7 protein-coding genes are annotated in these 11447 nt (G+C 68.5%); 2 read left to right on the forward strand and 5 right to left on the reverse strand.

Going from position 1 to position 11447, the window contains the following annotated elements; genetic code table 11:
- Nucleotides 1-187 precede the first annotated feature (187 nt).
- Nucleotides 188-3565, reverse strand: a complete 3378-nt coding sequence (locus JOD54_RS28905; protein ID WP_204455112.1) for a signal peptidase I — start codon at nucleotides 3563-3565, stop codon at nucleotides 188-190.
- A gap of 52 nt (nucleotides 3566-3617) precedes the next feature.
- Nucleotides 3618-4202 carry a TasA family protein gene (locus JOD54_RS28910; RefSeq protein WP_239575617.1) on the reverse strand — a complete coding sequence of 195 codons (585 nt, stop codon included), beginning with the start codon at nucleotides 4200-4202 and terminating at the stop codon, nucleotides 3618-3620.
- Between the two features lie 227 nt (nucleotides 4203-4429).
- On the opposite strand from JOD54_RS28910, the gene JOD54_RS28915 reads away from it, so the two are divergent.
- Entirely contained in the window at nucleotides 4430-6043 is a 1614-nt protein-coding gene (locus JOD54_RS28915; protein WP_204455114.1) for a methyl-accepting chemotaxis protein, read from the forward strand.
- 523 nt (nucleotides 6044-6566) lie between these two features.
- Here JOD54_RS28915 and JOD54_RS28920 read toward each other — a convergent pair.
- A complete protein-coding gene (locus JOD54_RS28920; protein WP_204455115.1) occupies nucleotides 6567-7274 on the reverse strand; it encodes a CpaE/TadZ family protein in 708 nt (235 codons plus the stop codon).
- A gap of 244 nt (nucleotides 7275-7518) precedes the next feature.
- On the opposite strand from JOD54_RS28920, the gene JOD54_RS28925 reads away from it, so the two are divergent.
- Nucleotides 7519-8163 (forward strand): response regulator transcription factor, encoded by a 645-nt coding sequence (locus JOD54_RS28925; protein WP_204455116.1) that lies wholly within the window; start codon nucleotides 7519-7521, stop codon nucleotides 8161-8163.
- 22 nt (nucleotides 8164-8185) lie between these two features.
- On the opposite strand, the gene JOD54_RS28930 is transcribed toward JOD54_RS28925, so the two are convergent.
- Together JOD54_RS28930 and JOD54_RS28935 are read right to left on the reverse strand one after the other, a co-directional pair.
- Entirely contained in the window at nucleotides 8186-11047 is a 2862-nt protein-coding gene (locus JOD54_RS28930) for a hybrid sensor histidine kinase/response regulator (protein WP_204455117.1), read from the reverse strand.
- A 10-nt stretch (nucleotides 11048-11057) separates the two neighbouring features.
- Nucleotides 11058-11441: a response regulator transcription factor gene (locus JOD54_RS28935; protein ID WP_204455118.1), complete on the reverse strand. Its 384-nt coding sequence runs from the start codon at nucleotides 11439-11441 to the stop codon at nucleotides 11058-11060.
- Nucleotides 11442-11447: the final 6 nt, after the last annotated feature.

Consider the following 11447-nt stretch of genomic DNA (forward strand, 5'->3'; position numbering starts at 1 on the left):
CACCCAGACCCCCGATATCACCCAGACCCCGAACTGGACCGCCGGATCGGTGACACTCGACCCGCGCGGCACCATTGTGCCCCCGGGGTCTGACATTTTCCGCCGAACCGCGCGGACTGTCCGGTTGAGCGCCCAACTGTCCGGTTGACACGCCAAGCGGTCCGGTTGACACAGTCTGGACGTGGCGTCAGTGGTTCGCGTGGTAGTGGCGCCGGATCTGGGCGTCGCTGAGCTGCGACCCGTAGACCGCGTACTCGTCGAGGGTCCCCACGATGTAGTCGCTGATCGGTCGGTTCGGGTAGTTGGTGAGGATGCCGCCGCCCCACCGCCAGTACCCGGTGTAGTTCTGCGCCGTTGTGGTCGCCGCGTCCTGTGCGACGAGAACCCCGTCGACATAGAGCTTCATCCCGGCAGAGCCGAGACTGGCCGCCACATGGTGCCATGTGCCGTCGTTGTACGACGCCACCGAGTTAACCGATTTGATCCCACCAGCCGGGTTGACCGCGAACGTCACCCGCCCGGCGTTGTCTAAGTACACGACCCTGTCGCGGGCGGTGCTGCTGACGCTCACAGTGTCGAAGAAGCCACCGATCAGCCCGCCCCAGTTGCCGCTCACCTTGAACCACGCCTCGATGGTGAAGTTCGTCGGGTTCGCGAAGCTGGTCAGGTTGGTGGCGTTGGTCGTTCCGTTGAACCCGGTCGCCGTGCTGGAACTCTGCCCCTGTTGCGCGCCTTGCAGTGCGCCGGGTTGAGCCGAGTTCATGGGCGACAGGGCACCCGCGACGGGCAGCGCGGCGGGAGCGGGAGCGCCCGCGCTGTAGAGGTTCTGGACCTGAGCGGTCGAGAGGCCTGCCTGGATGGTGCGGACCTTGTCGATGACGCCGTCGAAGTAGTCCATCTGCGAGCCGCTGCGCAGCGCGCGACCGACCTGCAGCGCGTTGGTCGCGTTCCAGGCTCCGGGGTGCGAGACACTGCCTTGTAGGACGCCATCGACATAGAACCGCATGAGCTGTGAGCCCGCGAAGAACACGCCGACTAGGTGGTACCAGCGGTTCTGGGTAGCGTCCGCGGAGCTATAGACCGTGTCGTAGGTCGGCGAGTTGCCGTCGGTGCGGGGCATGCGGAAGACCCACTTCACCGAAGCGATGTCAGCCCCGAGCATGAAGGCGCTGCCTATAGTGCCCTGCTGGGACACCACCGCACGGTCTTGCGATGGCGTCGTCATGTAGACCCACGCGGACACGGTGAAGGTGGCGTCGGTGCGGATCGCGGGTGACTGGCTGACGGTCCAACTGCTCGACCCGTTATAGAGGCCCGCTGTGCCCTCGTAGCCGGAATCGGTCCACTGCACAGCGTTGAGCGTGCCGCTGTTCCCGTTGCCCGAGGAGTCGGACGCCGTCGTCGCGATGTTGTCGTTGAACTGCCAGTCGAGCGTAGGGCGCGTGTACGCCTCCTCGACGTCCGCCGAGCTGAACACACGGTTATAGACGGCAACGTCGTCGATGCGGCCAGGCCAGTAGTCGACGTAAGAGCCGTTGCGCTGGCCACGGCCGATTGAGATGGACCCAACGCCGTTCCACCCACCGGACCGGCTGACTGTGGACTCCAACGTGCCGTTGAGGTAGATGCGCATCTGCCCCGCTGCCGCGTCCCACACACCGAGAACGTTCATCCACGCGTTGGCCACCGCCGGGTTGGACGTCGTCGCGGAGACAGTGGCCGAACTGGATGTGTCCGACGCGGGCATGATGAACGCGAACTTGCCCGTCGACGCTATGTACGTCAACGAGAAGCTGCTGTTGTTGACGCTGTCCTTGGACAGAATGGTCCTGTCGACACCACCCGAACTGCTGATGTACATCCAGGCCGACGCCGTGAAGCTGGTGTCGGTGCGCAGCGAGAAGTACGACGTGGAGACGTAGTCGTCCACGCCGTCGAAGGTCAACGACCGGCCGGTGTGGCCATTGGTGTTCCACGCGGCACCGCTGATCGTGCCGTTGTAGCCGTTGGGGCCGGAATCGGTCAGCACCGATCCGCTCTGCTCGAAGGCGTACTGCGCGTTGGGCGCCGTGGCAGCGCCCATGATGCCGGAGATCTCGCTAGCCCCCAACACGCGCGAGTACACGCGCACGTCGTCTATAGACCCCGCCCAGTGGTAAAGCCAAGAGCCGTTGATGAGTGTGGCGCCCGCCGCCAACGCGCCGTTGCCTCGCCACTCGTAAGAGTCCGAGCGAGGGCCGCTGGCTTCCAACGAACCGTTGACATAGATGCGGAAAACGTTGTTGGGGTCGTCGTACACGCCGACGATGTGCGTCCAAGTGTTCGCAGCGACCGAGGTCGACGACACCACGTAGTCCTCGGTCGGGTTGGCGACATCGCTTCGGGGGAGGCCGAAACGCCACTTCCCGCTCTGGGTGTAGATGTACCAGGCGTTGTGGGTGTTGCCGCCCTGTGACAGCGCTACAGCGGTCGACGAGGCGGAGCTGGTCCTGGCCCACAACGACACGGTGAAGCTGGTGTCCGTGTAGGTGGAGGGGCCCGCGCCGATGACGCGGTCGTTGACGCCGTCGAAGGTCACCGCGGACCCGGTGAGCCCGGTCGACCACGTAGGGCCGTTGACCAGGGTGCCCTGGTTGGCGCCGCCGGAACTGTCCGACGCCGCTATACCGCTGGCGTCGTCGAAACGCCAGTAGGTGTAAGGACCGTTGGTGGCCGCGTTGTACTGACCGGGGCGGTTGTTGCCCGAGGAGTCCGCCGCGGTGCTGGTGGCCGACGACGACTGCGCCTCGTCCTGCCGGTGGTAGAACAGCGGGCTGTCACCGGTGACCGAGGCCGAGTACGTCGGGAACGTCGCCGCGCTGCCAATGGCGTTGCCGGACGTCGTAGTCGTTGAGATGAACTTGGCGAAGCCACCGCTTTCCAGCACGATGGCCAATACGACGCCAAGCGCCACAGTAGCCGAAACGCGCCTATCCGCCCGGCGTCGGGTGACGTCGGACGGTTGCTTGCGATGCCTGCCCGTGGTGGGCGGTGTATCTGCCGGGGGCGGTTGCCCACGACTACGGCGTTCCCAAGCAAGTACGACGAGCCCACCCAGGGCGACAAGGCTCGCGCCGAGCGCGACCCAGTTCTTGGTCTGCGCCCAGTAGGCGGGCAACCCGACCCACGGCACACGCAGTCTGCCTTGACCGAGGACGTCGTCCTCGGTCACGGGGGTGCTGTCGGCGTTCGGGTTGGCGTCACCCTTGGTCGTGAAGGTGGCATCGTCGTTGAGCTTGATGATGCGGTGCATCAAGACCCGGTTGTCGTGCGCGGGGTCGTCGAAGGCGATGACGGCACCGGCAGCCGGGTGGTCAGTGAGCAGCGACCCGACGACAACGACATCTCCGGCCTGGATAGAGGGTGCCATCGAGCCCGACAACACCACGTAAGAGTGCCAGGACACGACGTAAGGCAGCACGCACCAAGCAAGCAGCCACACCAACGTCGACAACACCGCTTGCGCCAAGAACGCCGCCACTGTGGGCACATAGCCCAACAGTCGAGCGGCGTTCTTGGCGTTCACGGTGTCCTCCAGCGCTCACACAAGGTGAGCCCTCTTAGTCTTCCAAGCGGTCTTACGAGCTCTGGGCTTCCCAGGTGAAGCCGATACCGGCGCTCTTGTTCTGCGCGCTGTTGTTGTCCTGCAGCGTGTAGGTGAACTGGAACGTCTTCTTGGTGCCGTTGGTCGACGGCGTCCAACTGCCGATGCCGTTGCCGAAGTTCGTGTAGCCCGAGGCGAAGGTCGCCAGGGTGCCGTTGTGCAGGGGGCCACCGCCGTCGGCGACGAAGCCGGTGCAGTCGGCGTAGGTGCCACCGGTGCCCTGGCGGACCACGAAGTCCAGGTACGGGCCGAGGGTGCCGGTGTACGAGGCGGCGGTCGTGTAGAGCTTGACCGACGACGCCACGTTGCCGGTGAAGGTCACCTCGATGCACCGCGAACCCGTGTCACCCGGCTTGAGGCCGGACACGTTGAACAGCACACCGTTGGAGTCGTCGTCGGAGATGGACACCGAACCCGAGTTGAACGAGTTGCCGCTGTTGGTGGTACTGGCGGAGAACGCCGCGTAGCTGCTGAACCAGATGACCAGAGCGCTGGCGACCAAGCCGGTCGCCACCACCGCCGCGGCCTTGAGCCCGGACCTGTTCTTCTTGACCTGCATCGTCACTCACCCTCCTGTCTCTGCCCCACTGTCGGTCGACAACGACCCACGATTAGGTGGTTCCGTTGTGAGGTGGTTGCTACTTCGGGTGCACAACGGTTGGCCAATAGCGGAAGTGAGGGTGTTCACAGTCACCCCGCCGAGATCCTCAGATCGGTGTACCCGCGGTCGATCACGCCACCGAAGCACAACTCGGCGTCCCGCAAGGGCACTGGAAGGCGGCAACGATGTTCCTCGGCAGGGCCAAGGTCGGCACCCGGCTCGGCGGATCCTTCGCGGTCCTGGTCTTGTTCATCGTCTTCGCCGCGTGCGCGGGGTGGTGGGGCCTGGCCAAGCAGGACGACATCAGCGGCCGCCTCGACACACTGCGCCAGGTCCAGGACGACATCGACCTCATCAAGTACGACGCCGCCGACGTGACCGGCTGGCAGGCCCTGGTCATCGCCGACACCGGCGCCTACGGCGTCGCCGTCGCCACCGCCCCCGACGCGTACAACCACGCCGCGGAGCTCAAGGCCAAGGACGCCGTCTACGCCCACATCGACGCCGCCCACGTCGTGGCCATGACCGACACCGAGAAGGCCCTGTTCGCGCAGCTGCGCCCGGCCTGGGACGAGTTCTTCGACTGGGACACCAAGATCATGGCGTGGCTGCAGGACGGCACCCAGGCCAGCATCGCCCGGTCCATGGACAGCATCAACGGCGGCGAGGCCTCCGAGGCCTACGGCAAGGTCCTCGACGTCACCGCCGAGCTGACCAAGTCGATCGACGCCAGGATGGTCGACCTGCGGGCCGAGGCCGACAGCGCGCAGAGCAGCAGCACCTGGGCGATCGCCATCACCCTGGCCGTGGCGCTGCTGCTGGCCGTCGTGCTCAGCGTGTGGGCCACCCGCTCGGTCGTGCGCCCGCTGGCCGCGGTCGTGCGCGCCCTGGGCAAGCTCGAGCACGGCGACCTGACCGCCCGCGCCGACCTGCGCACCACCGACGAGATCGGCCAGGTCGGCGGCGCGGTCGACAGCACCATCGACTCGCTGCGCACCACCGTGACCAGCCTGTCGGCGCACGCCGAGTCGCTGTCCACCGCGGCCCAGGAGCTCACCAGGGTCTCCACCGACATCGCGGGCTCGGCCAACGACGCCAGCAGCCAGGCGGGCGCGGTCTCCGCCGCCGCCGAGCAGGTCCTGCAGAACGTCGACACCGTCGCCACCGGCGGCACCGAGATGGGCGAGTCGATCCGCCAGATCGCCAACAACGCCAGCGAGGCGGCCGAGGTCGCCAGCAAGGCCGTCACCGTCGCCGAGCAGACCAACCAGACCGTCGCCAAGCTGGGCGTGTCCTCCTCCGAGATCGGCAACGTGGTCAAGGTGATCACCTCGATCGCCGAGCAGACCAACCTGCTGGCGTTGAACGCCACCATCGAGGCCGCGCGGGCGGGCGACGCGGGCAAGGGCTTCGCCGTCGTCGCCGGGGAGGTCAAGGACCTCGCCCAGGAGACCGCCAAGGCCACCGAAGACATCATCAGCCGCGTCGAGGCCATCCAGTCCGACACCGCCAACGCCATCTCCGCCATCGGCGAGATCGTCACCACCGTCGGCCGCATCAGCGACTTCCAGATCGTCATCGCCGCCGCCGTCGAGGAGCAGACGGCCACCACCAACGAGATGAACCGCAACCTGGCCGAGGCCGCCACCACCAGCCGAGCCATCACCACCAACATCACCGGTGTCGCCAACGCCACCAGCACCACCACCGAAGGCGTCCACCAGTGGCAGCGCGCCGCCACCGAACTCTCGCGGATGAGCACCGAAATGCACGCCACCGTCGCGAAGTTCCAACTCTGACCCGGTGCCCGCCGGTCACTGGGGGTCCGGCGGGCACCTCTTTCTTCACAACACCCGACTCCGACAGCAATGCCAGCCACTGGACACTCGGAAACTGGGGTGCCAGAACAACTACCCGAGCCAGCCCACCCAACCCAGCCCACCGAGTCGACCCCGCCAGCCCGACCACTGGACACTCGGAACCTCCGGTGCCAGATGCTCGATGGGGCGGACTCGGTTTGCGTGGGGTGGCGGCAGTCGTAGCGTTTCAGCGCGGATAGGGCCACGCTTTTCGGCCCCAGCTTTGCGGTCCTACCACGGCTGGCGCAGGGGCCCCGCGCAAACCGAGTTCGCCCCATCGAGCCCACCGCACCACCACGGACCGACCCCGATGCCGCAGGCGAGGCGTCCAACGAAGATCATCTGCCACAAGAGCCCCCGATATACAGCCTATCGACGGCCACCGACAGACCAGGGCGCAGCGAAAACCCCTGTGGACAAGCAAGACCGTTGTGGACAGATTCCTCCGCAAAGGACAGAAGCCTCACGCCACCTCTGCGCCCCCCACCGAGGACTCCCCCAGCACCCCCCGAAGCGCCACACAGAACGCGTGCTCCGGATCAACCGCCGCCAACGGCTGTCCCGTGTTGATGCTCACCGGGATCTCCGCCGTGGCGGGTAGCCACGCCGCGATCGGCAGCCGTGCCGCCTGCTCGACCTCCGCAACCGGAATCCCGTCGTCCCCGTACGAGCGGTTGACGACCACCGAACGCAGGCGCCGGTCGTGGCCGAGGATGTCGAGCATGTCGTGGTAGCGGCCGAGGGCGCGCAGGGCGGGGCGCTCGGGGGTGGTGACCAGGATCTGGCGGTGGGAGTACTCGAGGGCGGTCACCACGTGCTTGTTCACGGCGGCGGGGGCGTCGATGACGACGTGGGTGTACATGGTGGACAGGGAGGCGATGAGCTCGCTGACCACGCGCTCGGGGACCCGGCCGGGGTCGCCGAGGACCGTGGGGGCCAGGACGGCGTAGAGGCCGCGGCTGAGGCGGATGGCGACGTGGGCCTCGGGGATGCCGTCCTCGTCGGCCTCGGCGTCGAACATGGTGGCGATGTCCCCGGCGGAGAAGTCCAGGTCGACCAGGCAGACCGGGCCCCGGCCAGCGCGGGCCAGGGTGACCGCCAGGTTGGCGGCGACCGTCGAGGCGCCCGCGCCCGCTCGGGCCGCGACCACGGTCACTATCTGTGCGTCCACCGGTGAACCTCCGCTCGTGTTGTCACAGAGCGTTGCCTAGCTGCCGCGGTGCGCGGCAGCGGGCGACCGGTCGACCCGCGTCGGTCCGCCGTCCGACATAACGTCCTTACCTGCGGTTTCTGTTATGCCCCCGGGTGGCCGGTCGGGTTGCGACACAATTTTCAGGTTCCTGTAACCCTGGTCGGGGGTAAACCGACAGTCACCTATGTTATCGCCCGTATGGGTGACGGAAGGGTGGGCCTTGGTGATTCGCACCGTGGTGATCGACAGCGACACGCTGACGCGGTACGGGCTGTCCATGCTGGCGGGCGCCCATCCCGACGTGGAGGTGGTCGGGGAGACGGGGTCGGCGGCCGAGGCGGGCGAGCTGGTGGCGCGCAGGCAGCCGGACGTCGTGGTGATCGACGTGGAGCTGGCCGACGGGAACGGCCTGCACCTGGTGCGCACCCTGCGCGACCGCTACGCCCAGCTCGGCATCGTCGTGATGACCTCACTGGACACCGACGACGTGCTGTTCCGCGCCCTCGACCACGGCGCGTCGGCGTTCGTGGTCAAGACCGCACCGGTCATCGAGGTGCTCGGCGCGATCCGGCACGCCGCGGTGGCCGCCACCTCGTTCACCGCCACCGGCCTGCTCGACGCCCTCACCCGGCGCCGCGAGCAGGAGACCCGCTTCGCGCTGTCGCCGCGCGAGCGCCAGGTCCTCACCCTGCTGCGCGACGGCCTGTCCATCCCGGAGATCGCGGGCACCATCCACATCAGCAAGTCCACCGCGAAGACCTACGTCTCCCGCCTCTACGACAAGCTCGGCGCCTCCAGCCGCGCCCAAGCCCTGGTCACCGCCCTGCGCACCGGCCTCATCGACTACGAGGCCACCCCGGGCGCCTAGCCCTTGGCCACACGCGGACGACCTAGGCCTTGGTCAACAAGGCGGACACGACGCCCTCGATGGCGGGGACTACTAGGCCCAGCTCGCGGCGGATCGGGGCCAGGGTGGCCTCCGGGTCCGGGATCTCGCCCTCGCGCGCCTGGTGTTCGACCGCCATGACCAGGTCGGACAAGACGGACGCGCCGACGTTGGCCGCGGAGCCCTTCAGGGTGTGGGCCTGGGTGACCACGTCCTCGACCCGGCCCGCGCGCATCGACTGCTCGAGGTCGTCGACCGCGGAGCCGGTCTTCTCGGCGAACGAGGTCAGCAGGCGGGCCATGAACTCGCGTTCCTGGGTGCTGGGGTCCGGCCCGGTGAGCTCGTCGAGGCGGGCGTGCAGGGCGGCGGTGCGGTCGTCGATCTCGGCCCCCTCCGGCCGCGGCGCTGGCTCCGGCTCGGTGCGGGCGTGCGGGATGTGCGCGGTCAGCTTGCCCAGCACGCCCGCCAGGTCCGTTGGGCGCACCGGCTTGGCCAGGTAGTCGTCCATGCCGGCCGCCATGCAGGCGTTGGCGTCCTCCACCAGCACGCTCGCGGTCATCGCGACGATGTGCGGTTGGCGGTCTTCCGGCAGGTCGCCGCGGATGATCTGGGTGGCCTCCAGGCCGTCCATGATCGGCATCCGGACGTCCATCAGCACCACGTCGTAGGGCCGCTGGCGCACCGCCTGGACGGCTTCGCGGCCGTTGGACACCATGTCGGCGCGGTAGCCGAGCTTGGTGAGCATGAGCTGCGCGACCTTCTGGTTCACCAGGTTGTCCTCGGCGACCAGGATCCGCAGCGCGGCGCCGTCGGCCGTGGGGCTGGGCAGCCGGGAGTGGTCGTCGACCGGTTTCACCCCGCCGAGGATCCTGGTGAGCGTCGTGCGCAGGACCGTGACCCGGACCGGCTTGGTGAGCACCGCCTCGAACATGTCGCGCTGCTCCTCGCTCAGCGGCATGGTCACGCTGCTGAGCAGCATCAACGGCAGCGTCTCGCTCCCGGGCAGCCGCCGCAGCTCGGCGGCCAGTTCGGCGCCGTCCATCTCCGGCATGTGCATGTCCAGCAGCGCCACGTCGAACCGCTCCCCCACCCGGATCAACTCGAGCGCCTCGGCGCCCGAGGCGACCTGGGTGGAGCGCATGCCCATCTCGGCCAACTGCGCGCGCAACACCTCGCGGTTGGTGTCGTTGTCGTCGACCACCAGCGCCACCCGGTCCGCCAGCGCCGACCAGCCGGGCTCGCGGTCCTCGTCATCGGTCTGCGGCGACACCCGCAACTGCGTGGCCACGGTGAACCGGGACCCGATGCCCGGGGTGCTGACCACGGTGATGTCGCCGCCCATCGCCCTGGCCAACCGCTTGCTGATCGCCAGGCCGAGGCCGGTGCCGCCGAAGCGGCGCGTGGTGGAGGCGTCCACCTGGCTGAAGGACTGGAACAACCGGCCGATGTGCTCGGGTGGGATGCCGATGCCGGTGTCGCTGACCTCGGCGCGCAGCAGCACCCGGTCTCCCTGCAGCGGCTCGGCCCGCACGTTGATCGCGACCTCGCCGCGCGGGGTGAACTTCACCGCGTTGCCCAGCAGGTTGAGGAAGATCTGCCGCAGCCGGGTCGCGTCGCCGCGCAGCACCGGCGGGCAGGAGGCGTCGACGTAGCCGATGAGCTCCAGTTCCTTGTCCCCCGCGGGCACCGCGACCAGCGCCAGCGCGCTGTCGACGACGTCGGTGATGTGGAAGGAGGCGTCCTCCAGTTCCAGCTCACCCGCCTCGATCTTGGAGTAGTCGAGGATCTCGTTGATCACCGCGAGCAGCGCGTCGCCGCTGTCGCGCACGATCCGCACCAGCTCCATCTGCTCGCTGTTGAGGTCGGTGTCCAGCAGCAGCCCGGTCATGCCGATCACCGCGTTCATCGGCGTGCGGATCTCGTGGCTCATGGTGGCCAGGAACGCCGCCTTCGCCTTGCCCGCCGCGACCGCCTGGTCTCGCGCGGTGACCATCGCCTGCATCGAGGCGTTGACCGCGACCCCCATCTGCTCCAGCTCGACCGGCCCACCCACCACCGCCCGGTGCTCGGTGTTGCCCGAGGAGACCTGCTGGGCGGCCTCGGTGACCCGCCGGATCGGCCTGGTGACCTTGCGGGTCACCCACACCGCGCCGATCGCCGCGAGCCCGCCGACGCCGAGGGTGATCCAGGCGATGACCTCCTGGGTGGACGCGCCGCTGTCGGTGACCACCTGGTAGCGCAGGCCGAGCAGCTCCTGCTCGTGGCCGCGCATGTCGCCGAGGATGCCGTCGATGGCCTCCATGTCGCGCACCCCGCGCCCGGTGGCGACCAGCTCCAGCGCGGCCTCGGGGCCCTGGCTGGTGCGCAGGTCGATGGTCTCGGCCAACTCGGCCAACTTGTCGGTGATGACCGGCCCGACCGCCTCGTAGAGCTGGCGCATGTACGCGTCGTCGGCGACCAGGTCGCGCAGCCGCTCCTGGCTGTCCCCGATGTCGGCGACGGCCTCTGAGTAGGGCGCCAGGTACTGCGGGTCCCCGGCGATCATGAAACCGCGCTGCCCGCGCTCGGCGGCCTGGATCTGCAGCCACACCTGGTCGATCTGGGTGAGCACGGCGTAGCTGTGCTCTATAGGCGCCCGCGCGTCCAGCAGCGTGCCTATCCGGGCATAGGAGCTGATGCCGACCGCGAACAGCCCGCCAATGGCCAGCACGTACCCGGCGGTCAACAACCGCCCGACCGTCCACCGCCACACCGGCACCCCGCGGCGGCGCGGCTCGGGCGCCGGACCAGGACCCGGCGGCGGGATCGGGCCGGGCACCGCCAGCAGGTCGTCGGTCTCGGGCGGCCCCGAGGAGTCCATGGTCATCGACCCGGGGTCACCGTCCCGGGGACTCGCCGGCCCCCGCGAGCAGCGTCTCGATCCGGCCGACCAGGTCGCGCGGGCTGAACGGCTTGAAGATGTAGTCGCTGGCCCCGCTCGAGCGCCCCGCGTCGATGTCGGACTGCTGGGTGCGCCCGGTCAGCAGGACCACCGGGGTGTCGCGGGTGGCCTCGGCCGCCCGCAACGCCGAGCACACCTGCAGCCCGGTCATGTCCGGCAGCGTCACGTCCAGCAGGAACAGCTCCGCCGCCGTCTCCGCCTGGTCGAGCGCCTCCCGGCCGGTGGCCACCGCGGTGACCTCGTACCCGGCCTGGCCGAGCTTGAACACCAGCAGATCCCGCAAGTCCGGGTCGTCCTCGGCGACAACGATCCGTTTCACCGCGTT

The sequence above is a fragment of the Actinokineospora baliensis genome (assembly GCF_016907695.1).
Lineage (GTDB): Bacteria > Actinomycetota > Actinomycetes > Mycobacteriales > Pseudonocardiaceae > Actinokineospora > Actinokineospora baliensis.

Bases quoted from the DNA above. Each gene is read 5' to 3' on its own strand.
- JOD54_RS28910 (WP_239575617.1), bottom strand. From the start codon at position 4,202: ATGCAGGTCAAGAAGAACAGGTCCGGGCTCAAGGCCGCGGCGGTGGTG.
- JOD54_RS28915 (WP_204455114.1), top strand. From the start codon at position 4,430: ATGTTCCTCGGCAGGGCCAAGGTCGGCACCCGGCTCGGCGGATCCTTC.
- JOD54_RS28930 (WP_204455117.1), bottom strand. From the start codon at position 11,047: ATGACCATGGACTCCTCGGGGCCGCCCGAGACCGACGACCTGCTGGCG.